General features: G+C 54.6%; 19 protein-coding genes, 1 tRNA gene and 1 other RNA gene. All 21 read left to right on the top strand.

The features are described 5' to 3' along the window. Positions 1-4: 4 nt before the first annotated feature. Entirely contained in the window at positions 5-1,213 is a 1,209-nt protein-coding gene (locus G4V39_RS06880; protein WP_166032220.1) for an argininosuccinate synthase, read from the top strand. Continuing rightward, positions 1,210-2,229 carry a tRNA (adenosine(37)-N6)-threonylcarbamoyltransferase complex transferase subunit TsaD gene (tsaD, locus tag G4V39_RS06875; RefSeq protein ID WP_166033093.1) on the top strand — a complete coding sequence of 340 codons (1,020 nt, stop codon included), beginning with the start codon at positions 1,210-1,212 and terminating at the stop codon, positions 2,227-2,229. Before G4V39_RS06880 ends, tsaD begins: the two co-directional genes overlap by 4 nt. Further along, complete coding sequence (locus G4V39_RS06870; protein WP_166032219.1) at positions 2,192-2,740, top strand: DUF2062 domain-containing protein; 549 nt, start codon at positions 2,192-2,194, stop codon at positions 2,738-2,740. Before tsaD ends, G4V39_RS06870 begins: the two co-directional genes overlap by 38 nt. Beyond that, positions 2,737-3,579 (top strand): 16S rRNA (adenine(1518)-N(6)/adenine(1519)-N(6))-dimethyltransferase RsmA, encoded by an 843-nt coding sequence (gene rsmA, locus G4V39_RS06865; protein ID WP_166032218.1) that lies wholly within the window; start codon positions 2,737-2,739, stop codon positions 3,577-3,579. The genes G4V39_RS06870 and rsmA overlap by 4 nt, the downstream gene beginning before the upstream one ends. A 135-nt stretch (positions 3,580-3,714) precedes the next feature. Continuing rightward, positions 3,715-5,457 carry a YcaO-like family protein gene (locus G4V39_RS06860; RefSeq protein WP_166032217.1) on the top strand — a complete coding sequence of 581 codons (1,743 nt, stop codon included), beginning with the start codon at positions 3,715-3,717 and terminating at the stop codon, positions 5,455-5,457. Then, a complete protein-coding gene (locus tag G4V39_RS06855) occupies positions 5,450-6,409 on the top strand; it encodes a radical SAM protein (protein ID WP_166032216.1) in 960 nt (319 codons plus the stop codon). Before G4V39_RS06860 ends, G4V39_RS06855 begins: the two co-directional genes overlap by 8 nt. Positions 6,410-6,489: 80 nt before the next feature. After that, positions 6,490-6,810 (top strand): TusE/DsrC/DsvC family sulfur relay protein, encoded by a 321-nt coding sequence (locus tag G4V39_RS06850; protein ID WP_166032215.1) that lies wholly within the window; start codon positions 6,490-6,492, stop codon positions 6,808-6,810. A gap of 504 nt (positions 6,811-7,314) precedes the next feature. Beyond that, positions 7,315-8,616 (top strand): alginate export family protein, encoded by a 1,302-nt coding sequence (locus tag G4V39_RS06845; RefSeq protein ID WP_166032214.1) that lies wholly within the window; start codon positions 7,315-7,317, stop codon positions 8,614-8,616. A gap of 101 nt (positions 8,617-8,717) precedes the next feature. After that, positions 8,718-11,147, top strand: coding sequence for an ATP-dependent DNA helicase RecG (recG, locus tag G4V39_RS06840; protein WP_166032213.1), 2,430 nt, complete (start codon positions 8,718-8,720; stop codon positions 11,145-11,147). 15 nt (positions 11,148-11,162) lie between these two features. Then, positions 11,163-12,476, top strand: a complete 1,314-nt coding sequence (locus G4V39_RS06835) for a homoserine dehydrogenase (protein WP_166032212.1) — start codon at positions 11,163-11,165, stop codon at positions 12,474-12,476. Positions 12,477-12,544: 68 nt separating this feature from the next. Beyond that, positions 12,545-13,768 (top strand): cofactor-independent phosphoglycerate mutase, encoded by a 1,224-nt coding sequence (locus tag G4V39_RS06830; RefSeq protein ID WP_166032211.1) that lies wholly within the window; start codon positions 12,545-12,547, stop codon positions 13,766-13,768. Continuing rightward, a complete protein-coding gene (locus tag G4V39_RS06825) occupies positions 13,758-14,192 on the top strand; it encodes an acyl-CoA thioesterase (RefSeq protein ID WP_166032210.1) in 435 nt (144 codons plus the stop codon). The genes G4V39_RS06830 and G4V39_RS06825 overlap by 11 nt, the downstream gene beginning before the upstream one ends. Positions 14,193-14,284: 92 nt before the next feature. Then, the gene (rpsU, locus tag G4V39_RS06820) at positions 14,285-14,485 is read left to right on the top strand and encodes a 30S ribosomal protein S21 (protein WP_166032209.1); all 201 of its coding nucleotides are present in this window, start codon (positions 14,285-14,287) and stop codon (positions 14,483-14,485) included. A 93-nt stretch (positions 14,486-14,578) separates the two neighbouring features. Then, positions 14,579-16,951 (top strand): endonuclease MutS2, encoded by a 2,373-nt coding sequence (locus G4V39_RS06815; protein ID WP_166032208.1) that lies wholly within the window; start codon positions 14,579-14,581, stop codon positions 16,949-16,951. Next, entirely contained in the window at positions 16,951-18,672 is a 1,722-nt protein-coding gene (gene dnaG, locus G4V39_RS06810) for a DNA primase (protein ID WP_166032207.1), read from the top strand. The genes G4V39_RS06815 and dnaG overlap by 1 nt, the downstream gene beginning before the upstream one ends. Positions 18,673-18,683: 11 nt before the next feature. After that, complete coding sequence (rpoD, locus tag G4V39_RS06805) at positions 18,684-20,381, top strand: RNA polymerase sigma factor RpoD (protein WP_166032206.1); 1,698 nt, start codon at positions 18,684-18,686, stop codon at positions 20,379-20,381. Positions 20,382-20,435: 54 nt separating this feature from the next. Then, positions 20,436-20,512: transfer RNA gene (locus G4V39_RS06800), tRNA-Ile, on the top strand. 68 nt (positions 20,513-20,580) lie between these two features. Beyond that, a complete protein-coding gene (locus G4V39_RS06795; protein WP_166032205.1) occupies positions 20,581-21,690 on the top strand; it encodes a Nif3-like dinuclear metal center hexameric protein in 1,110 nt (369 codons plus the stop codon). Between the two features lie 7 nt (positions 21,691-21,697). Next, positions 21,698-22,429: a zinc ribbon domain-containing protein gene (locus G4V39_RS06790; protein WP_166032204.1), complete on the top strand. Its 732-nt coding sequence runs from the start codon at positions 21,698-21,700 to the stop codon at positions 22,427-22,429. Next, the gene (locus G4V39_RS06785) at positions 22,419-22,847 is read left to right on the top strand and encodes a ribonuclease HI family protein (RefSeq protein ID WP_166032203.1); all 429 of its coding nucleotides are present in this window, start codon (positions 22,419-22,421) and stop codon (positions 22,845-22,847) included. Before G4V39_RS06790 ends, G4V39_RS06785 begins: the two co-directional genes overlap by 11 nt. Further along, positions 22,845-23,203, top strand: an RNA gene (rnpB, locus tag G4V39_RS06780) — RNase P RNA component class A. Before G4V39_RS06785 ends, rnpB begins: the two co-directional genes overlap by 3 nt. Positions 23,204-23,210: the final 7 nt, after the last annotated feature.

Below are 23,210 nucleotides of genomic sequence, written 5' to 3'. Positions count from 1 at the left end.
CGACATGAAACCGCGAAAGATCGTCCTTGCCTACTCAGGGGGGCTGGATACCTCGGTCATCCTCAGGTGGCTCAAAGAGACCTACCAGTGCCCTGTGGTGGCCTACTGTGCCGACATTGGCCAAAAGGAAGACTGGGAGGCCATAAAACAAAAGGGCCTGGCCACCGGGGCAGAGGAGGTCATTATCAGAGACCTCAAGGAAGAGTTTGTCGCTGATTTTGTTTTCACCGCCCTTAAGGCCAACGTCATCTACGAAGGAGGTTACCTCCTGGGAACCTCTCTGGCCAGACCCCTTATCGCCCGGGAGCAGATAGCCGTGGCCAAGGAGGTGGGGGCCGATGCGGTAGCCCACGGGGCCACCGGAAAGGGGAACGATCAGGTTCGCTTTGAACTCACCTATATGGCCCTGGCCCCGGAGATAAGCATTATCGCTCCCTGGCGCCAGTGGCCCTTTAAAGGTCGAGAGGATCTTATCAACTATGCCCAAAGGCATGGGATTCCCGTGCCAGTAACCAAAGAAAAACCCTACAGTATGGACGCCAATCTATTCCATATCAGTTACGAGGGGGGAATCCTGGAAGACCCCTGGACCGAACCCCCTGAAGATATGTTCCAGATGACGGTCTCCCCGGAGAAGGCCCCGGACAGCCCGGAATACCTGGAAATAGATTTTGAAAACGGCATTCCGGTAGCAATAAATGGCGAGGGACTGTCTCCAGCCAGGCTTCTAGCCAGGGTTAACGAGATCGCCGGACGCCATGGAATTGGTCGAATAGATATGGTCGAGAATCGCTTTGTGGGTATAAAAAGCCGGGGGGTATACGAGACTCCGGGGGGAACTCTCCTTCATCTGGCCCACCGGGCCCTAGAACACCTCACCATGGACCGAGAGGTGATGCACTTAAGAGACAGCCTCGTCCCTCGTCTGGCTGAGCTTATCTATTACGGCTTCTGGTATTCCCCGGAGATGGAAACCCTTCGGGCCTTTGTCGAAGAGACACAGAAAGGAATCACCGGATGCGTGCGTCTTAAACTCTACAAGGGTAGTGCCTGGGTGGTGGGGAGAAGGGCCCCCCGTTCCCTATACCTCCCGGAGCTGGCCACCTTTGAGGCCGACACCCTTTACAACCAGAAGGATGCCGAGGGCTTTATCAGGCTTCAGGGGTTAAGGCTCAAGGTCCAGGCCATGGTTAGGAGGCGCCAGACCCTCTGATGCTCATTCTGGCCATTGAAAGCTCCTGTGACGAAACAGCGGCAGCGGTGGTTGAAGATGGCCGCCGGGCCCTGTCCTCCGTGGTGGCCAGCCAGAATGATCTCCATGGCCACTTTGGCGGTGTCGTCCCCGAGCTGGCCAGTCGCCGCCATCTGGAGATGATCGTCCCTGTAGTAGATGAGGCCCTTGCCCGGGCCGGCGTAGGGCTTAAAGAAATAACGGGCCTAGCGGTTACTCAGGGGCCGGGGTTGGTAGGAGCCCTGGTGGTGGGGTTTTCATTTGCCAAGGCCCTGGCCATGGCCAGGGGGCTACCCTTGGTGGGCGTAGATCACCTCCATGCCCATCTGCTGGCCGTCTTTCTAGAAGCCACCCCCTCCTTTCCATTCGTTGCTTTGGTAGTCTCTGGAGGTCATACCAATCTTTACCTTGTCGATGACTTTTTAACCTATCGCCTCCTGGGACAGACCAGAGATGATGCTGCCGGGGAGGCCTTTGATAAGGTGGCCAAACTCCTTGAGCTTGGCTATCCTGGCGGCCCCATTATCAGCCAGATAGCCCAAAAGGGAAATCCTCAAGCCATACCTCTGCCTCGAGCCCGGGTTAAGGGAGCGCCTCTTGACTTCAGCTTCTCCGGCCTTAAGACCGCTGTAGTTCACTATGTGCGCAGGGTTAAAGCCCAAGGGGAGCCTCTCCCTTTGGCCGATCTTTGTGCCAGCTTTGAGGCCGCTGTAGTAGAGATGCTCGTTGAACGGACCCTCCTGGCCGTCGAACAAACCGGGGTTAAAACGGTGGTCCTTGCCGGAGGGGTGGCGGCCAACCCCCGGCTGCGCAAGACCCTTAAGGCGGCTGGCATTAAGCGGGGCCTTGAAGTCTTCACCCCTAGCCCGGCCCTCTGCACCGATAACGCCGCCATGGTCGGAGTGGCCGGGTATCATCTCCATAAAGCCGGACGCCTTCTTGACTTGGAGGCCGATGTTTATGCCCGGGCCAAGACTCTCCGCCATGTCTCAGGTTAAACCCCCTCTCCGACCGTTTCGACCTCCAGCCCCGAATATTCTTCGTTTTCTTCGCTATCACTATCTACGTCTTCTACGGCTCCGAGCCGACAGCAGGATGCTGGCCCGCGGCGTAGCTCTGGGGATCTTTGTGGGGCTGACACCCACCATCCCCTTCCATACCGCCCTCATCATCCTTACGGCTCCTCTTATTCGGGCCAACCTCGTCGCCGCTTTGGCTTCGGCCCTCTGGGTAAGTAATCCTTTTACCATTCCCATCCACTACGGCCTGGCCTGGTGGCTGGGCAGAAGGATTCTGCCCCTTGACGTCGGGAGGGAGGATCTTTCTTTTTGGATAAAACATCTCCAGGAGGGAGGGTTCTTCGAGGCCGCCAGAGCCCTCTTTCATCTGGGAGGCCAGACCCTGCTCATCCTCCAGGTGGGAGGCCTGGTCTTGGCCATCTTTCCTTCGGTTCTGGCCTATCTTTTGGTGCAACGTTTCCTCCAGAAAAGGTACCCCTCCAGAGGATGAATCCCCGGAAGATTCTCCAAAAATACGGCCTGAGTCCCCAAAAATCTCTGGGACAAAATTTCCTGGTAGACGTCAATCTGGCCCGCCGCCTGGTGGCCCTCTCGGACCTTCCTCCCCAGGCCACAGTTATCGAACTAGGAGCTGGCCTGGGAGCCCTAACCCTGGCCCTGGCCGAAGCCTCTGAAAGGGTAATCGCCTATGAGATAGACAAAGGCCTCATTAAAGCCCTCAAGGCTGAAGGGCTCCCAGACAACGTCTGTCTCCGCCAAGGAGACATCCTTAAGCTTGATTGGGCAGACCTGGCCCGGGAGCTTGACCAGAAGCTTATTATCTTTGGCAACCTTCCCTATTATCTTACCAGTCCTTTGCTTTTTTCTTTGCTTAAAGCAAGAAAACACCTCTCCTTCTGCACCTTTATGGTCCAGAAGGAGGTCGCCGATCGCCTTCTGGCCTCTCCAGGAAGCCGCAAATACGGCCTTCTTAGCGTCTTTCTCGGAGTCTGGGCTGAGATCCGGGCCTTAATGAACCTTTCCCCGAGATGTTTCTGGCCCCCTCCCAAGGTTTCCAGCACGGCCATCAAAATCACCTTTCGTCTGCCAGACCGCCGCCCCAAAGATGAACAATGGTTCATGACCCTGGTCAAAGTGGCCTTTTCCCAGAGACGCAAAACCCTGGCCAACGCCCTTAAGAGCCTGGGAATTCCCCGCCAAAAGACCGAGGCTGCCCTCATCTCCCTGGGGCTTCCGGTCAACATCCGGCCTGAGGCCCTGAGCCCGACCGACTTTGTCGATCTTTCCGAAAAACTCACCCCAATCTTTGACCAAAATGGTCGGGTATGATAAGCCTTGATAGGCTTCAGATCAGGAGCTTGTCTATCATATTTTTTATCGTTAACCTTGATTGGGAACAATGAGTGGCGATTCATCTTGGTAAAAAGATAAAATTTGGCTATAATCCCAAAATGGAGGTTGTTTATGGAATTTTTAAAGGATTCCTTTAAACAGACAGGGCGCAAGTACGATAAGGTTTTCACCCCAGAGGAGACCATCCAGCGGGTCCGAAGGATTCTTGAAGAACGGGGTTATAAAATATGCCGGGATTTGGTGCGTATAGATAAGGGGCGCCTGGGAATACCGGTTTATATCAGCCTTTATTCGGCCGAGGCCGCCTCCCTGACCGGCTTTCATAAGCAGATGGGCAAGGGAGCCGAGCCCCTCCAGGCGGAGGCCAGTGCCCTCATGGAGCTGGTAGAACGCTTCAGTCTCTTTTCGTTTGTCAAGCAGAACAAGTATGAGGTAGAAACTTTCTCTCGGCTGGGAGAGGAGGCCATAGATCTAGAAGAACTTTTCCGGGCCGTTCACGACGAAGAGAATCTTTCAAACGATCGACTAAGAGAACTCCTTCAAGAGATACCCTTTCACTTCACCAAGGCCTACGATGTCCGCAACCAAAAGATGGTCTCTATTCCCTTTTTCTGGTTCTGGCTGATCCACGAGTACAATGGCTCCGCGGCCGGAAACTCTCTGGCAGAAGCGGCTGTCCAGGCTACCTGTGAGCTGGTCGAACGCCACGTCTCTTCGCTGGTCACCTATGAGACCCTGCGCACCCCTACCATCCATCCGGCCAGTCTCTCTGGTAGCTGTGCCGAACTCCTGGAGCGCTTCACCCGCTTGGGGATCAAGGTCTGGCTTAAGGACTTCACCCTCGGTCTGGGCATCCCCTCTGTGGGCGCTCTGGCTATTGATCCGAGCACTTATCCCCACCGAAGCGAAATAGTCTATACCGCTGGCACGGCCACCAGTCCGGAACGGGCCCTTATCCGGGCGCTGACTGAAGTGGCCCAGCTGGCCGGAGATTTTGACACCGATGGCAAGTATGCCGAAAGTGGTCTGCCCAAGTTTGCCACCCTCGATGAGGCCCAGTACGTTATAGACACTCCCTCCCTGGTAAACCTCTCTGATCTCCCTTCGGTGGCCAGCGATAACTTCCGAGAGGAGGTCGAGGCCTTGAGCCAGGCCCTTAACGAGAGAGGGCTCAACCTTTATCTGGTAGACATTACCCACCCAGAAATCGGAGTTCCGGCAGTCTATGCCGTGATCCCTGGTTGTCATTTCCGTGATCGAACCATAGGTATAGACCTGCCCTTCCACCTGGCCCGGCTGCTGGCCGAAAGACGACCCCCGGCAGAAGCCCTTAAGTGGCTGGGGGTCCTGGATGAAGTTTGCCCGAACCGTTTTGATATTGCCTTCTATCAGGGCGTGGCCTACGAAGGCCTGGGGGCCTACGATCAGGCCTTGGCCTCCTTTGAGCGGGCCCTCGCGCTGAATCCCCGCCCGGAGGAGATAGCCAACATTTACTGCCATATTGGTCTCTGCCACAAAGAGAAGGAAGACTACCGCCAGGCCATCTCCGCTCTAGAGAAAGCTGCCTCCTACAACAATGGCCTGAAGGAAATCTTCAATCTTAAAGGCTTCTGCCACTACAAACTTAAGGAACACGAGGCGGCCATTGCCTGCTTTGTAAAGGCTATAGAGATCGACCCCACTTCGGCCATTGATTACGCCAATATTGGCTCTAACTTTCGAGAACTGGGGCTTTATAGGGAGGCCATCCGTTGGTACGAGACGGCTCTTTCACTGGATCCGGGGATAGATTTTGCCCGGGAGAACCTAGAACGGCTAAAACCCTTAATCGAAGCCCAAACGTCTCATGGCTAAGGCCTTAAAAGACGCGACACTTCTGGGAGAAAGGGCTCGTCGGCTACGAGAAGCCCTCAAGGCCTGTGATCTCTGCCCCCGGGAGTGTCGCGTAAATCGTGTCCAGGGGGAGGTGGGATTTTGCGGCATTGGGACAGCCCCCCTTGTCTCGGGGTATATGCCCCACTTTGGTGAAGAGGCCTGTCTGGTAGGGAAGAAGGGATCAGGGGCTATCTTCTTTAGTGGCTGTAATTTGGCCTGCGTTTTCTGTCAGACTTACGAGATCAGCCAGTTGCGCTACGGAGAAGAGATCGACTCCCATAGGCTCGCCGAGATAATGCTCGAACTCAAAAAGGCCGGATGCCACAACATCAATCTGGTGACTCCTACCCATCAGATCCCCATGATTGTCGAAGCCCTAGCCAAGGCTACGGACGAGGGGCTTGATCTTCCTGTGGTCTACAACACCGGAGGCTATGACTCACCGAAGACCCTTAGAGAGCTTGAAGGCCTGGTGGACATCTACCTTCCGGATTTCAAGGTCTGGAGTACCGAGGTCGCCCGAAGGTTTCTTAAGGCCGAGAATTATCCGGAGGTAGCACGCGAGGCCATCCTGGAAATGCACCGTCAGGTCGGTGACCTGGAGATCGGACCAGATGGTCTGGCCCGCAAAGGTCTGCTGGTGCGCCACCTGATTATGCCCGAGGGGATTGCTGGCTCTTTTGAGATTCTCCGGTTTCTGGCCGAAGAGGTCTCTCCCCGAACCTACGTCAATCTCATGGGACACTATCATCCGGAGTGGCAAGCCAAGGACTACCCCCCCCTTGACCGAACCATCTACCAAGAAGAGTTTGAGGCGGTCTGGCAATATGCTCAAAAGCTCGGCCTGAGGCTGGACACAACCCATCTTCCTCTTCTGAAAGCTCTCTGGCAAGCCGGACAGGTCTCGCTTGACATTCAGGGGGGGCTATAGTATGAGGGTTTTACCTTTAAGCCATTTTTGTAACAAAGTCAGAAAAGATTTGATTATAAACAATATAAAAGGAGGGAATTATGCCGACCATTGAGTACAAAGGAAAAACTTTTGAGGTCGATGAAGACGGGTTCTTGGTAAAAGGTCTTGAGGAGTGGTGCCAGGAGTGGGTTGAGTATGTAAAAGAGCTTGAGGGCATTGAGGAGCTCACTGAGGATCACTGGAAGGTTATCAACGTCCTCCAGGATTACTTTAAAAAGAACGGCATTGCTCCCATGGTGCGGGTTCTTTCTAAGGTTACCGGCTACCCGCTGAAGAAGATCTATGAGCTCTTCCCCTCTGGCCCGGGTAAGGGAGCCTGTAAGATGGCCGGTCTTCCCAAACCGACTGGTTGTGTCTAATCCTGTCTAACGACTTATCTGCACTTAAAAAGAGCAGGGGTTTCCCTGCTCTTTTTATTTTGTCTTTTGCCCTTCAAGTTAGACTTGAGCTCAGAATTACTAGATATTGCCAGATTATAAGAAATCTTTCAGATAAAAAATAATTTTTACAAGATTATCTCCCTAGAATATAGCCTTTTGGGGGGCCACCTTCTGCCTTTAGGATTATCTTCTGATTGATTGTTCAGTCAGTTGGTGCTTCTATCCCTCTTGAATCAAGGGCAAAGAGGGGTTATCTTCTCGGCGCCAAGGAAATTTAATCCTTTACTTTAGCTAGCTTTTGTGAGATAGAGATATTTGTCAAATTATATAGTTACGGCGCAAGAAAAGTTGGAGGGGGATTTATTAAAAAAGAAAGGGGGTGAGGAGAGCAGAGAGGTTGAGCAAAGTCACACTTGTTGGACTCTAGGAGTTTAGTCTGGATAATCTTTAGGTCAAAAATTTGACAAAGGAGGAGAGTCAGCCATGAGGAAGGGTTTTAAGACCTTTATTTTAGCTTTGGCCCTAGTGCTTATCGGGGCCTTTACCGCTCAGGCGGTAAACCTTGAAGTCCACGGTCAGTTTGGCAACAAGATTCAAACCACTAACAGCACCGGTTTGATTACTGGCAAGACGGCTGCGGATCAGCTGAACAACAAAGACCTGGATGACACCTGGGGCGAGCTTCAGTTCCGCCTGTGGACAGTAGCCAGCTCTGATGACGGAAACGTAAAGGGTGTGTGGGCCATGGAGGTCGGAACGGCCACTTACGGTGACAGCACCCTTGGCTTTGCCACCAACGCCACGGAGATTGAAAATCGCATGATGTATGTGGACTTTCAGCTCCCCTGGTTTGCCTCCAGCAACCGCCTGGCGGTGGGGCTTCAGTGGGTAACCGTCAATCCCTGGCTGTGGGACGAGACGGCCGCTGGTATCCGTAACTATGGCTCCTTTGATCTTGGCGGAACGGCCTTTGCCTACCAGATCGGCTGGATGAGAGATGATGACAACAGCGAGGTCAGAAAGAACGATGTCGCCACCCCGGCCACCGGTAATAACAATGATAGTGATTACTGGTTTGCCCGGGTGGATTTCGCTCCCAAGGGTCTGCCGGTAGAGAACCTCAATGTTGGCCTCTTTGCTGTTTACAACATGGACGCCACCGTGGATCAGAATGTCTGGTCTCTGGGTATTGATGGTGGCTTTGCTGTCTCCGGGGTAGATGTGGGCCTTAACCTCATCTATCAAACCGGCGACGACGACGCCAACAACAAAGACATCAGCGCCTGGTTCTTCGAGGGCAGCCTGGGCTATAAGGTTACCGAGCAGATGAAGGTGGCCTTTGAGTTCTGGTACGCCTCTGGTGATGACAACCCCAATGACGGTGATATCGAAAACTATCAGGCCATTGAGATGCACACCATGGGGAGTGTGGTCCTCTTTGAGGACGCCACCTTTGATGATGGCTCCTATGTCAGCCGGAACCCCTATCTTAATAGCCTTGGGTTCATCATGTACCGGCTTAGGGCCGACTATCAGGCCACCCCGAAGCTGGCCCTCTGTGCGGCCGTCAACTACATGCAGTATGCCGAAGATGCCAGCAACGGCGAAGACACCCTGGGCTGGGAGATTGACTTCTATGCCGACTATGAGCTTTACAAGGGCCTCAAGCTCAACCTGGCTGCTGGCTACCTCTTTGCCGATGATGCCCTGGATGCCTATGGCACCAGCCCGGCTGACGCCGATGATATGTACCGGGTAAGTGCCGGGGTGACCTTTGAGTTCTAAGTAAAAGGTCAAAACGGCCATAAAAAGGGAGGCTTTAAGGCCTCCCTTTTTATTTTCCTCTCTCGGTAGTCAACCCCTACAGGGGCTGCTAAACTCTCCCCATGGCCTTCCGCTCTTTTCTTGAAAGGCTTAAAAAACCCCTTCTTTTGGCCACCAGAGACCACTTTTCCAGGCTTCCCAGGATAAAGGGGCTTGAAGAGGCCATCTGCCACCTGATAGACACTGCTCCACCAGAGGTAAAAGGGCTTTCCTGGGCCGCTCCTATCCTTAAGGAACTAAAGGGGCTCTTTGAGGCCTTTGAGAAGGCCTCTCCGGCCGAAAAGAAGGCCCGTCTCGAACAGGCCCTGGCCCTTGTCGCCGATCTTGAAGCCGGACCGGCCTTTCTTGAGGAGGAATCCCCCCTGCCAGATGAAGCTAAATGGCGTCATATGCGCCTTGAGCTGGCCCGTCCCCTTCAGTACCTTAAGGGGGTTGGTCCCAGACTGGCGGCCAAATTTGCCTCAAGGGGGATCAACACCATAGAGGATCTGCTCTTCTTTTTCCCCAGGGCCTATGAAGACAGGCGTCAGTTTGCCCCCATTGGATCTCTCCGCCCCGGGGATCGGGCTACAGTCCGGGGAGAAATCCTCCTGTCTGGAGCCATCCAGTATCGACGCCGACGGGTCTATGAGGTGGTCATTTCCGACGGCACGGGAACCCTTTCTGCTAAATGGTTTCATTTCCGGGAGGCCGATCTCCGGCACTCCTTTACCCCGGGACGTCAGGTCATTTTTTCGGGAGAGATCCGACTTTTTGCCTCCCGCAAAGAGATAATCCATCCTGAGGTAGAGTTCCCTGAGGCCAGCGACATCGAGCTCCATGTCCGCCGCATTGTCCCTGTTTATCCCCAGATAGAGGGGGTCTCGGCCAAGGTAATCCGCCGGATCATCAGAGAGGCGTTAGAAAAGTACGGCCCTATGGTCCATAATTTCATCCCCGATGATGTCCGGCGCAGGCGGCGCCTCTTGAGCCTTTCTCGGGCCATAAAGGGCCTGCATTTCCCCCGAGAAGACGACGATCTTCAGGCCCTCAACACCGGTCGCAGCCCTTACCACCGGGCCCTGGCCTTCGATGAACTTTTCTTCTTGGAGTTGGGGCTGGCCCTACGCAAGAGAAGCTATGGCCTTGAAGAGGGGATAGCCTTTCAGCCGGAGAGCCAGCTGGTTAGGCACTTTCTCAAAGGGCTCCCCTTTCGGCTCACTCGCGCCCAGGAGAGGGCCTTTGAGGAGATCCGCCAAGATATGACCCGACCCGTCCCCATGAATCGCCTTCTTCAGGGAGATGTGGGCTGCGGCAAGACGGTAGTAGCCTTCCTGGCCGCCCTATTGGCGGTGGACAATGGCTATCAGGTGGCCATTATGGCCCCCACGGAAATCCTGGCCGAACAGCATTATCTAAACTTCCGCCAGATGGCCGGTCTGGCCGGGGTAAATATTGAATTACTTACCAGTAGCCGCCCCCCTAAAGAAAAAAGGGCCATTTACGAAGGCTTAGCCAAGGGCTACATCCAGGTGGCTGTCGGAACCCACGCCCTCATCCAAAAGGAAGTTCACTTTGCCCGCCTGGGTCTGGTAATCATTGACGAGCAGCACCGCTTCGGAGTCCTCCAGCGGGCGGCCTTAAGGGAGAAGGCCCGGATCTGCCCGGACACTTTGGTAATGACGGCCACTCCCATTCCCCGGACGCTCTCTCTTACTCTTTATGGAGACCTTGACGTCTCCATCATTGATGAGCTTCCGGCTGGCCGAAAACCGGTAATCACCAAGGTTTTCAGAGGGCGGGAGCGACGGGCCGCCTATGAACTGGTGCGCCAAGAATTGGCCAAAGGGCATCAGGCCTATGTGGTTTATCCCCTGGTGGAGGAGTCAGAGAAGATGGATCTTCTGGCGGCCACCGAAAGTGCCCACTATCTCCAAAAAGAGATCTTCCCTGACTATCCTGTGGGGCTTCTTCACGGCAAGATGCGCCCAGCCGAAAAGGAAGCGGTTATGAGTGCCTTTAAGGCGGGAGAAATCAAGATTTTAGTGGCCACCACCGTGATTGAAGTGGGAATAGACGTCCCTCAAGCTACAGTAATGGTCATTGAACATGCCGAACGTTTCGGGCTCTCTCAGCTCCACCAGCTCCGGGGACGGGTAGGACGAAGCCACCGGGCCTCATATTGCTTGCTTATTGCCTACCGGGTGGCCAGGGGTTCGGAAGCCGCCCGAAGGCTGGCGGTCATGTGTCAGACTAATGACGGTTTTCGTATCGCCGAAGAAGATCTTAAAATTAGGGGGCCAGGCGAGTTCTTAGGGACCAAACAGAGTGGCTTCCCAGAATTTAAGCGAGCCGATCTCATCAGAGACTACAAGATACTCCTTGAGGCCCGTCAGGAGGCCTTCTCCCTTATTGAAAGGGATCCGGATCTTTCCCGCCCCGAGCACAAGATGTTAAAAAGGATCCTTTACGAAAGATGGGCCGAACGTTTGGCCTTGGCCGAGGTGGCCTAAGATTAGGGGTGAAACATGGAGAAGATCAAGATCGGCATCATCGGCCTGGGAACAGTGGGAACCGGCACTGTCGCGGCCTTACGCCGCAACAGAGAGCTTATTAACAAACGGCTGGGGGCCTCCATTGAGGTAAAAAGGATCGCTGTAAGGGATATTCGGCGTCCACGCCAGGTAGATCTCCCCCCCGGGATACTCACAGAGGCGGCAGATGAGATCGTCCATGATCCGGAGATCGCCATTGTCGTTGAGCTCATCGGGGGAATAGAGCCGGCCCGAAGCTATATCTTGGCGGCCCTAAGGGCAGGGAAATGCGTGGTTACGGCCAACAAGGCCCTTCTGGCCGAATGTGGTCAGGAAATCTACCAGGCGGCGGCCGAGGCGGGAACTGAAGTGGCCTTTGAGGCCAGCGTAGGCGGTGGCATTCCTATAATTAAGACTTTAAGGGAAGCCCTGGCGGCCAATCGCATCCTCTCCCTCCTGGGAATTGTCAATGGGACCTGCAATTATATTCTCACCCGGATGACTGAAGCCGGTCTTTCCTTTAATGAGGCCCTAACGGAGGCCCAGAAGGCCGGCTTTGCCGAAGCCGACCCCAGCCTTGACGTCGAAGGCCTTGATTCCGCTCACAAGCTGGCCATTCTGGCTACCCTGGCCTATGACACCTGCATACCCCTTCAGGAAATCTATGTGGAGGGCATTACCGCTGTAGAACCCCTGGATATCCGCTTTGGCCGGGAGCTGGGATATGTAGTTAAGCTTTTGGCCCTTTCCCGGGAAACAGACGGGGGCATTGAGGTCCGGGTTCATCCCACCCTGGTACCCGAAGGGCACATGCTGGCCAGTGTCAGGGAGGCCCATAATGCCTTCTACATAACCGGAGACACCGTAGGAGATATCCTCCTTTACGGACAGGGGGCCGGGGCCTGGCCCACAGGAAGTGCCGTCTGTGCCGACATTATTGATCTGGCCAGAGCCATACGCCGGGGCAAAAAGACCCGGTTGGGCCCCCCAAGCTTTCGCCAACCCCGCAGGCTTCTACCTATGGAGGAGGTGGTCAGCCGCTACTACTTTCGCTTCTCCGCGGTGGACCGCCCTGGTGTTCTCTCCAAGATTGCCGGGGTTTTGGGAGACCACCGGATATCCATCGCCTCAGTGATCCAAAAAGGACGCGACGAAGGAGGATCTGTTCCCATAGTCATGATCACCCACGAGGCCCGGGAGGCCGACGTCCGCCAGGCCTTAAGGGTGGTAAATCGTCTGGAGGTGGTCACTGCGGCTACCAAGTTTATCCGCATCCTGGAAGGTCAGCATTTTGCCCCTTCCCCTTGATCCCCGGGGGCGATTGTTTATGTTAATTGCGTGCCTTATCTGAGCAGATAACATCCAGGAGGATGCTCATGAAGTACCTGCTCCTTGTGGGCGACGGTATGGGTGATTATCCGATCCAGGAACTACGTAACCGGACTCCGCTGGAGGCGGCCCACACACCGGCCATGGATTACATCGCTCAGCACGGTGAATTAGGGCTGGTGCGCACGATTCCCAAAGGGATGGAGCCGGGGAGCGATGTCGCCAATCTTTCCCTCCTAGGCTATGCTCCCTCTGAACACTACACCGGACGCGGCCCCATTGAGGCAGCCAGCCTAGGGGTGAAACTTAACCCCGAAGACGTTGCCTTCCGCTGTAATCTGGTGACCCTTAAAAGACAGGGAGACCACCTCTTTATGGTTGACTATAGTGCCGGCCACATCTCCACCGAAGAGGGCCGGACCCTTATCCAAGATCTGGCGGAGGCCATTCCCAGTGAGAAAATCAAGCTTTACCCGGGCATAGGGTATCGCCATCTGCTTGTCTGGAAGGGAGGGCCCGAAGGGATCAAGACCTACCCTCCCCATGACTTTATTGGTCGTGATGTCAGCGAGGCCTGGCAGGTTTATGAAGAAGAACCAGTGCTCCGAGATTTTCTCTATCAGGCGATGGCCTTTCTGGAACGGCATCCGATAAACCACCGTCGTCGTCAAGAAGGTAAACCCGTGGCCAATTCGCTGTGGCCGTGGGGACAGGGCCGAGCCCCTAGACTTGAACCTTTCAGCGAGCGTTACGGGCTGCGCGGAGCAATCGTGGCCGCTGTGGATCTCATTAAAGGGCTGGGAATCTGTGCTGGTCTGGAGATTATCAACGTCCCCGGAGCCACTGGGTATTTAGACACAAATTACCGGGGCAAGGCCGAGGCGGCCCTAGAGGCCTTACATGGGGCCTATGACTTTGTCTTCCTCCATGTCGAGGCCCCGGATGAGGCCAGCCATGAAGGCCTCCTGGAGGAGAAGATTCGGGCCATAGAATCCATTGATCGAGAAGTGGTCAAGGTGGTTCTCGAAGGAATGGCTGATTTTGAGGCCTATAAGATCATGGTGGCCACCGACCACCTGACCCCCATCTCCCTCAAAACCCATGCTTCAGTTCCGGTGCCCTTCGCCATTTACGACAGCCGAGATCCGGGGATCAAGCGGATCCAGGGCTTTAATGAAAAGGCCGCCAAGGAGGCCGGAGTCTTCTACCAAACCGGAGAGGGGCTTATGGCCCACTTTATTGAAAAGGAAAGGGCCAAAGATGAGGCTTGATCTCCACCCTCCCATTCAAGAAACCCCTTATCGGATTATTTACGGCGATACCGACTGCGGTGGAGTAGTCTACTATGCTCATTACCTCCGGCTTTTTGAAATCGGCCGGACCGAATATCTTCGAACCGCTGGGGTGACCTATCGCAAGATTGAAGAGGATCAGGGGCTTATTCTTCCGGTGGTTGAAGTCTATTGTCGCTATCGGGCTCCGGCCCGATACGACGACCAGATTCTCATTAAAACGGCCCTGGAGAAGGTCTCCCCGGCCAGTATTCGCTTCCACTATCAACTAGAAAAAGAGGGACGGCCTATTTGCTTCGGCTACACCATCCACGCCCCGGTTGATCGGAATGGGCATCTAAAACGTCTTCCCCAAGGCCTGGTAGAGCATTTTCAGCAACTCCTTGAAAGAGGCCACTTCTGAATGAGGATTCATTCGCAACCTTTATTGACAGCTGCCCGATGGATGTTAATATGAAGTCGCTTTATAATTCTAAAATGGAGGGAGGGTTTTGTGTGCCGGGTGTTATTGTCAGAGAAGATGAGCCTTTCGAGCAGGCCCTGAAACGCTTTAAGAAGCAGTGTGAAAAGGCGGGTATTCTCTCAGAGGTCAAAAAACGGGAATTTTACGAGAAGCCCAGCATCAAACGTAAAAAGAAAATTCTGGCCGCTCGAAAGCGGATGCTCAAACGCATGAAGCGTTATCAGCGCGGTTAGTTCTCTTAAGCCAAAGTCTTCTGTGGCCGAGATTGAGGCCCCATCAAATCAAGGAGCTGGCCAGAAAGGGAAACCCTTTCAGAGGCCACATTCATGAAGCAAGAGACCTTGGCCAAGCTGGAGTTCGGTGAGGTCTGCAGACACTTGGCAGACCTCACCACCTCTCCCTTGGGCCGAAAGGCTGCTCGTCACTTAAGGCCAGAAACCTCTTTTCTGGCCGCCAAAGATTCCCTCCGCCGGACCGAAGAAGCCCTCTGGTTGATAGATCAGGGGCTGGAGCCTACCCTCGATGGTCTGGTGGATCTAGATGGTCTTCTCATAAAGCTTTCCAAAACGGGAAGCATTCCTCACCCACGGGAGCTTTATTATCTCCGTGAGGCCTTACTCCGGGCCAAAGATCTGCGCCGGCTTCTGGGGCCCTTAAAGGCTAAAGTTCCCCAGCTTTATCGACTCACTCGCCAGCTTTCAGCCCTTGCTGATCTGTCGGCTTATCTTTCTACCCTGCTCAACGAAAAAGGTAACGGCCTTAAGGATAGCGCCAGCCCCCTTCTCAAACGGTTAAGAAAAGACCGAGGAGCCCTGGAGGAACGCATCCGGGAAACCATGAGAGCCTGTCTGCGGCAGGCTGCCAGGCGGGGAATCCTCCAGGAGGAGCTTATCACCGTCCGCAACGGGCGCTATGTACTGCCGATCCGGGCCGAAGCCAGGGGGAGCCTGGCAGGAATTCTTCATGATGTCTCTCAGAGCGGAGCCACCGTCTATATAGAGCCCCTGGAGGTAGTAGGGCTGACCAACGAACTTCATCGTTTGGAGCTGGAGGAAGAGCGAGAGGTCGAACGTCTTTTGGCCCAGGCTGCCGAAAGGATCCGCCCCTATCTTTCCGAAATAAAGACCAATCTGGCCATCTTGGCCGAGGTGGACCTTGTCTTTGCCAAGGCTAGATGGGGACGGCGTATCAAAGGGGCCATCCCCCGTCTGGTCTCCGGGGGAGCACTTAGCCTTTATCAGGCCGCCCATCCCCTCCTCCTTCTTAAGGATCCTCAGGGAACCGTAAGAAACGATTTCCTCTTTCCTGCCGAGAAACAGACCGTCCTCATCACCGGCCCAAACATGGGTGGCAAGACGGTGGCTCTTAAGACCGTTGGCCTCTTGGTCCTTATGGCCCAGGCCGGCATCCCTGTTGCCGCCTCTGCTGACAGTGAGCTTCCCTTCTTCTCCCAAGTTCTGGTGGACATCGGTGATGAGCAAGATCTTGCCGGAGATCAAAGCACTTTCTCTGCCCATCTCCACCGCTTAAAAGAGTTTCTGGAAGAAGCCGGAGAAGACTCGCTAGTTCTCATCGACGAGATTGGCCGAGGAACTGACCCCGAAGAAGGGGCGGCCCTGGCTATGGCCATTATGGATAAACTTCGCTCCCAGAAGGCTCTGACCGTAGCCACCAGTCACTACGAGGCCATCAAGGCCTACGCCCTCTCCTGTCCGGAGGCACTTCCCATCTCGGTAGGCTTTGATGAGCACACCGGCCGTCCCACCTACAAGCTTCTCTATGGTCTTTCTGGCCGTTCCCGCGCTTTTGAACTGGCCCTTAATCTGGGATTGCCGGCCGCTGTAATCGACCGGGCCCGAGGCTATCTATCTGGAAAAAATGAAAAGATAGATAGCCTCTTGGCTGCCCTTGAAGAAGAGAAAAAGAAGCTCCTCCGCCGCCAAGAAGAGCTGGAAGCCCTTTTCCAAAACCTTGAACAACAAAAAGCCCAGCTTGAGATCCAAAAAGAGTCCCTGATCAAGGAGCGGCACCAATTACGGGAAGATTATGAGTCTCGGCTGAGACGTTTCTTCCAGGAGGTGGACCAGGAGGTCAAGGCCTGGCTTCGCAGCCTGTCCCGACGGAAGTCATCTCAAGGGAAGGCCCGGGCCACCTATCAGGCCCTGAGTCGGGCCTGGCATCAGCAGGCCCACAAAGAGATGACGGCCCTGGGTCTGGTTGAAGATTTACCCTTTAGGCCCCAAGAAGGCGCTCCGGTCCATATCATCAGCCTCAGGCGAGATGGTTTATGCCTTAAGCTAGACGACGAACGGGCTCTGGTCCAGATTGGCCTCTTTAAGACGGAAGTTCCCCTGGAAGATCTGGCCCCGCCGAAGGATTCCGTGGCCCTCTCCCCTCCCTTAAAGGAAGAGGGCTGGCGGGTTCAATCCTCGGGGCCGATCGAAGTTCCCTCGCGCCTTAATGTCATTGGTCTTACAGTAGATGAGGCCATTCCCTTGATAGACCAGGCCCTTGACAGAGCCTTTCTCTCGGGGCGTCCGCAGCTGACCATAGTCCATGGTCTGGGCACAGGACGCCTGGCTCGAGCTATCAAGGAGCATCTCAAGGGCCACCGTCAGGTGGCCGGATTCCGCCCTGGAGAGCGGCACGAGGGTGGGGGAGGGGTGACTATAGTTGATCTTGCTCTGGGGGGAAACTGATGGCCGGTCAGTTTTCTGAGGCCATTCAGGAACTCAAGCTCACAGCCAACATCGTGGACGTCATCTCTGAATACGTCTCTTTACGGAGACGGGGGCGTAATTACGTCGGCCTTTGCCCCTTCCATGCCGAGCGAACTCCCTCCTTTACCGTCAGCGAGGAAAGACAGGCCTTCCACTGCTTTGGGTGTGGTGCTGGGGGTGATGTCTTCACCTTCCTGATGAAATTTCACAACCTGAGCTTCATGGAGGCGGCCCGGGAGCTGGCCCGGAAATATGGCTTTAACCTTCCCGAAGCACCTGGAGACGACCAAAGTCGCCGGGAAAGGATCTTGGCCCTTAACGAACGGGCGGCGGCCTATTATCATCGCTTTTTAAAAGAGCTGCCCCCTGAGGCTCCAGCCAGTTCGTATCTTCGGAAGCGAGGGATCAAGCCAGAAACCATCGAGCGTTTCCGCCTGGGATATGCTCCAGATGGTTGGGACAACCTGGTCCGGGTTATTCAGGCCGCCGGGGTAGACCTGGCCCTGGCCAAAGAGGCCGGGCTGGTCTCCCAGAAGGGAGAACGCTGGTATGACCGTTTTCGGGGACGAATCATCTTCCCCATCAGGGATCTTTCCGGTCGGGTGGTAGGCTTTGGGGGCCGAATACTTGGCCAGGGGGAACCCAAATATCTCAACACCCCTGAAACTCCTGTCTATCATAAAGGACGCCTACTCTATGGTCTTTTCGAGGCTCGGCTGGCCCTCCGAGAGGAGGGGGCAGGTTTGGTGGTCGAGGGGTATCTTGATCTCCTCTCTCTCTCTCAGGCCGGGATAACTAACGTAGTGGCCACTTTGGGAACGGCCCTGACCAGAGAGCACGTCCGGCTTCTTAAAGGCTATACCAAGAACTGGTATCTGATATTTGATGCCGATCCGGCCGGTCTTAAGGCCATCTTTCGAGCCGCTCCTCTCTTTCTCAACGAGAATCTGTTTCCTCGAGTGGTCCTCCTTCCAGAAGGGGAAGATCCAGATTCCTTCATCCGGCAACGGGGGCAAGAGGGACTTCTTGAACTTTTGGATCAAGCCCGCCCCATCTTTTCCTTTTTGATAGACCAGACCCTTAAAACCTATGGGGGCCGGGGACCGGAGGCCAAGGTAGCGGTGGTAGAAGAATTACGTCCCTTATTAGCCTCTCTTATAGACCCCATCAAACAAGATATCTGCATCGAGGAGCTGGCCGAAAGGCTCTCTGTCCGCAAAGATCATATATACCGGGCCCTGGAAAGCTCCGGGAGATCCTCAGCATCTTCTTCCCGCCAAGAGGGTTTTGACCCCTTTGGGGAAGCCCTGCTGGCCTTCTTGGTCAACCATCCCCAGTATTTTCCAGAATTCGCTGATCTTTCTCCGGAGGAGTTTCTCAGAGATGAATATCGACACCTGTTTGAAGCTATAAAACAGGCCTACTCCTCAGAGGGCCAATTTCCTGAGGCCCTCTTTTTCGAGGATGAAAAACTCTCGGCCCTTTGGGCCCGGTTGCGCCTCAGCCTGGAGGAAGAAGACCGTCCTGACCCGGAAGTTATGGCCCAAGAGCTGCGACGCTCCCTGGATCGCCTCCGGAAAAAACAGGCGCTCCAGCGGCTACTGGAGGAGATTCGCCTGGCCCAGAAGGAAGGTCATCAGGAGCTGGCCCTTCAGCTCCTCAAACAATATCAAGGCCTCTGTCTTCAGCAGGCCGGATAAAAGGAGGAACTATGGCAGATCTCACCAAAATAAACCTTGAGGAGATCGAGGGACTCCTTTCCCCGGAAAATGCCTCTAAGATCAAAGTAAAGATTCCAGAAGTGGCCTCCAGTGGCCACCTAGAGGAAGTTGCCGACCTGTTTGAAGACTTTGAGATACCCGCTGAATCTGCCAGCAGTATGGGGAAGATCGACGAGGGGCCAGATGAGCTTCTTCTCGACGGGACAGCCGGTCTCTCCGATCCGGTAAGGATTTATCTCCGCGAGATGGGGGTCATCTCGCTCCTTTCCCGAGAGGATGAAATTCGCATCGCCAAGATGATCGAAGAGGGCGAGCATGAGGCCCTTTCGGCCGCCTTCGAATCTCCCCTAACCATGACCGAACTGATCCGGGTCCGCGATGAACTTAGGGAGCGCCGTCTCAAACTGCGGGAGGTGGTTCGGGACACGGAGGATGAAGATGACGGAGAGCAAAGAACGGCCAAGGAAGAAAAGGTCCTTCAGGTATTAGACAAGATTGCCCAGTATGAACCCCTCTGTAGAGAGGCCTGGGAGGGTCTCTCCCGGGCCAAAGATCGGAACGAGAGAAGGCGCCTTCGCTATCGTCTCCGACGCACCAGAGAGGCTATCCTGCGCGAGATTCAGGAGATCCGTTTAGATAAACGATGTATTGATCGCTTGACCAAACCGGTTCTCACCCTTGAGAATCGTATACGACGGGCATTGGAGGAGATCGCCCACTGCCGGCGTCAGACAGGTCAATCCTTAAGACGTCTGGAAGAGGTCTTCACTCAAACCAATGGAGATTTTCGCAAAATAGAAGAGCAGGCTAGCAAGATGCGGCTTACCACCGAGGAGTTCCTTAACCTTAGGGCCCGCTTCCTTCTGGCCCGCAAGGATCTTGAGGCCATACGGGAACGGGCCGGTCTGTCTCCAGAAACTCTCCTCCAATTGGCCGCCAGAATAAGAGCCGGTCTAAACAAGGCCAAATGGGGCAAGGATCAGCTCATCAAGGCCAATCTTCGGCTAGTGGTCTCCATTGCTAAAAAATACACCAGTCGAGGGCTCCAGTTTTTAGATCTCATTCAGGAAGGCAATATCGGCCTTATGCGGGCGGTAGAGAAGTTTGATTATCGTCGGGGATACAAGTTCAGCACTTATGCCACCTGGTGGATCCGTCAGGCCATCACCCGGGCCATTGCCGATCAGGCCCGAACTATTCGCATTCCCGTCCACATGATTGAGACCATCAACAAATTGGTGCGTATCTCCAGGCAGTTCCTTCAAGAAACCGGCCGCGAGCCCTCAGCTGAAGAGCTGGCCGAACTCATGGAGCTCCCCGTAGAGAAGGTACGCAAAGTCCTCAAAATCGCCAAAGAACCGATTTCCTTAGAGACTCCCATCGGTGACGACGAAGACAGCCATCTGGGAGATTTTATTGAAGATAAAAGGGTTCCTTCTCCAGACCAGGTGGCCATTAGTCTCAATCTGATTGAGCAGACTCGCAAGGTTTTAGCCACCCTTACCCCCCGGGAGGAAAAGGTCCTGAGGATGCGCTTTGGGATTGGCGAACGCTGCGAGCATACTTTAGAGGAAGTGGGACGAGACTTCAAAGTTACCAGAGAAAGAATCCGCCAGATTGAGGCCAAAGCCCTGCGAAAGCTCAGACATCCCAGCCGAAGCCGGCAACTCCGAAGCTTTGTAGAATAAGGCCTCGCTTACTTGACAGAAAATACTTATGGGCTTAATTATACTTTTTTGCCTGGGCCCATAGCTCAGTTGGTTAGAGCCACCGGCTCATAACCGGAAGGTCGGAGGTTCGAATCCTCCTGGGCCCACCAAAAGGGCTTTTTAAGGTGCAACCGTAAAGGCTGCACCTTTTTTGTTGTAAGACTTTTATCGAGGGAAAATGACATTAAGGGTGGGAGACATCTTAGAGCTGCTTAAGGAGCTGGCCCCCTTTCCTTTAGCTGAGGAGTGGGACAATGTTGGCCTCCAGCTCGGAGATCCACACAAAGATGTCCGTCGTATCCTGGTTGCCCTTGACCCCACCCTGGAAAATATCAAACAGGCCGCTGACCAGAATATAGACCTCCTCATCACCCACCACCCCTTAATTTTCAAACCTCTTAAGCAAATAAATTCTGAGACGCCAGAGGGAAGACGTTTGACTTCGGCCCTCCTCGCCGGCCTGGCCATAATCAGCCTTCATACAAATCTCGATCAGATTCCCCAAGGGGTAAGTTATGCCCTGGCCCGAGCCATGGGGCTGGAGAATCTCCAGGTTTTGGTTCCGGGAGAAAAGGCCGAGGCCTGTAAGTTGGTGGTTTTTATTCCCAAAGGCTATGAAGAAAAGGTCAAAAAGGCCCTCTTTGTCGGCCTGCCCAACGAGATAAATGATCCTCTGGCCTGCTCTTTTGGAGTTCTAGGGGAAGCCACCTTTACACCCCCGGAAGGGGGAGGTCATGAGGCATTATCTAGAGCAGCCCAATGGCGTCTTGAGGCCGTCGTCCCTAAGGCCTTTGTCCCTCTGATTCTTGAAACCCTTAAGCGAGTCCACCCTTACGAAAGGCCCATCTATGATATTTATCCTCTTGAGGCCCAAAGCTCCCTCATTGGCTATGGATATCTGGGCGAATTAAAAAAGGAAACCAGCCTGGAGGATCTTATCTCTCATATCTTTCAGGCCCTTGAGCCCAGCGGACTAAAGGTACTTCAGGCCAGAGAATCGGTACGCAAGGTGGCTGTATGCGGTGGCTCAGGCTCGGCCCTCGTCCCCCTGGCAGCGGCCCGGGGGGCCCACTGCCTGATCACCGGAGAGATAAAGCACTCCGATGCCCTACTGGCCCGGGAGCTGGGGCTCTCCCTGATTGATGCCGGCCACTTTGAAACGGAAAGACCTGTGGTTTCTCTCCTGGCGGCCTTTCTCCGGGAAAAATTGGCCGGAAAGGACATAGACATTCTTGAGGCCACCTGGGAGAGAGGACCTTTTCAATACTATAGTAGAGAAGGAGGCTAGTTAGGCTTTGCTTGAAGAATTAAAGAATCTCATTCGTCTGCAGATGGTTGATCTGGAGATACTCCAGATAGACCGCCAAAAGGCCCAGAACCCCGAACAACTGGAGGCGGCCCGCAAGGAGGTCGAGGAAAAGAGCAAAGAATTAGAGGATCTCAAGGCCCAGCTTGAGGAGACCCAGCAGCGCAAGAAGGCCCTAGATGAAGAGCTGGAACAGGAGCTCTTGCACCTCAAAAAAAGCCAGTCCCGACTAATGCAGGTCAAAACCCAAAGGGAGTATCAGGCCCTGCTCAAGGAGATCGAAGAGATCAAAAAGGCCAACAAACTTCGGGAAGAAGAGATCCTCAAGTTAATGGAAGAGATGGAGCGCCTCCAGCAGGAGGTAGCCAAAAAGGAAGAAGACCTCCAGGTGGCCCAAAAAGTCCTGGATCAGGAGCAGGCAAAATTTGACCAGAAGGTCCAGGAGCTAGAGGCCCGGCGAGCCCAGATTTGGCAACAGAGGCAAGACATTGCCAAAGACGTCCCGGCTCCTATCCTTAAACGATACGATTTCATTCGCTCCCGTCGGGGAGGCCTTGCTGTTTGCGCTGTGAATGACGCCATCTGTGAGGGCTGCCACATGAACATTCCCCCTCAGCTCTACAACGAGCTGATGAGGGACAACCGCCTGATGGAATGCCCTCTCTGTCAGCGCATCATCTACCACAAGGACTCCTATAAGGACATCACTGGTGAGGAATAGGGCTCGCGAGCTGATTGTCTTCAGCGATGGGGCCGCCAAGGGGAATCCCGGGGAGGCTGGGGCTGGAGCGGTAATAATCGATGCTACCAGCGGCCAGGTGCTGGCAGAACTCAAGGCCTATCTGGGCCACAAGACCAACAATGAGGCCGAATATCTGGCCCTAATTATGGCCCTTGATGAAGCCAGTAAATACTCCCCCCAAAAAGTAACCTTAAGGTTAGATTCTGAACTTCTCGTCCGTCAGTTAAGGGGACAGTACCGGGTCAAGGCGGCCAATCTTAAACCCCTCTATCAGGCAGCCTGCGAACGTTTGCGACGTCTGGAGGCGGTGAATATAATACATATACCCAGAGAAGAGAACGTGGCTGCCGACAGGCTGGCCAACCAGGCTATTCGAGAAAAACAAGTTTCGGGGTAAGGTGGGTCGGCGGTCGCTGGAGTTTTTAAAGCTCCAGAGGAAAGTCCGAGCTCCAGAGGGCAGGGTGCCGGGTAACGCCCGGAGGGGGTAACCCCTGGAAAGTGCCACAGAAAAGAGACCGCCGGTCTACCTTGACCGGTAAGGGTGAAAAGGTGGGGTAAGAGCCCACCGCTGTCGTGGTAACACGGCAGGCACGGCAAACCCCACCCGGAGCAAGACCAAGTAGGGAAGCGTCTGAGGGTGGCCCGCCCGAGCTTCCGGGTCGGTCGCTAGAGCGGTCGGGTAACCGACCGCCAAGATGAATGACCGCCACTCCTGAAGGAGAACAGAACTCGGCTTATGGCCCGCCTTACCCCCTCTCCC

Source organism: Thermosulfuriphilus ammonigenes, assembly GCF_011207455.1.
In the GTDB taxonomy this organism is placed as follows: domain Bacteria; phylum Desulfobacterota; class Thermodesulfobacteria; order Thermodesulfobacteriales; family ST65; genus Thermosulfuriphilus; species Thermosulfuriphilus ammonigenes.
This window is presented reverse-complemented; position numbering and strand designations above follow the sequence as displayed.

What these genes read in the sequence shown, in the direction of transcription:
- G4V39_RS06880 (WP_166032220.1), top strand. Translation starts at nt 5, where the DNA reads ATGAAACCGCGAAAGATCGTCCTTGCCTACTCAGGGGGGCTGGATACC.
- G4V39_RS06870 (WP_166032219.1), top strand. Translation starts at nt 2,192, where the DNA reads ATGCCCGGGCCAAGACTCTCCGCCATGTCTCAGGTTAAACCCCCTCTC.
- rsmA (WP_166032218.1), top strand. Translation starts at nt 2,737, where the DNA reads ATGAATCCCCGGAAGATTCTCCAAAAATACGGCCTGAGTCCCCAAAAA.
- G4V39_RS06860 (WP_166032217.1), top strand. Translation starts at nt 3,715, where the DNA reads ATGGAATTTTTAAAGGATTCCTTTAAACAGACAGGGCGCAAGTACGAT.
- G4V39_RS06855 (WP_166032216.1), top strand. Translation starts at nt 5,450, where the DNA reads ATGGCTAAGGCCTTAAAAGACGCGACACTTCTGGGAGAAAGGGCTCGT.
- G4V39_RS06850 (WP_166032215.1), top strand. Translation starts at nt 6,490, where the DNA reads ATGCCGACCATTGAGTACAAAGGAAAAACTTTTGAGGTCGATGAAGAC.
- G4V39_RS06845 (WP_166032214.1), top strand. Translation starts at nt 7,315, where the DNA reads ATGAGGAAGGGTTTTAAGACCTTTATTTTAGCTTTGGCCCTAGTGCTT.
- recG (WP_166032213.1), top strand. Translation starts at nt 8,718, where the DNA reads ATGGCCTTCCGCTCTTTTCTTGAAAGGCTTAAAAAACCCCTTCTTTTG.
- G4V39_RS06835 (WP_166032212.1), top strand. Translation starts at nt 11,163, where the DNA reads ATGGAGAAGATCAAGATCGGCATCATCGGCCTGGGAACAGTGGGAACC.
- G4V39_RS06830 (WP_166032211.1), top strand. Translation starts at nt 12,545, where the DNA reads ATGAAGTACCTGCTCCTTGTGGGCGACGGTATGGGTGATTATCCGATC.
- G4V39_RS06825 (WP_166032210.1), top strand. Translation starts at nt 13,758, where the DNA reads ATGAGGCTTGATCTCCACCCTCCCATTCAAGAAACCCCTTATCGGATT.
- G4V39_RS06815 (WP_166032208.1), top strand. Translation starts at nt 14,579, where the DNA reads ATGAAGCAAGAGACCTTGGCCAAGCTGGAGTTCGGTGAGGTCTGCAGA.
- dnaG (WP_166032207.1), top strand. Translation starts at nt 16,951, where the DNA reads ATGGCCGGTCAGTTTTCTGAGGCCATTCAGGAACTCAAGCTCACAGCC.
- rpoD (WP_166032206.1), top strand. Translation starts at nt 18,684, where the DNA reads ATGGCAGATCTCACCAAAATAAACCTTGAGGAGATCGAGGGACTCCTT.
- G4V39_RS06795 (WP_166032205.1), top strand. Translation starts at nt 20,581, where the DNA reads ATGACATTAAGGGTGGGAGACATCTTAGAGCTGCTTAAGGAGCTGGCC.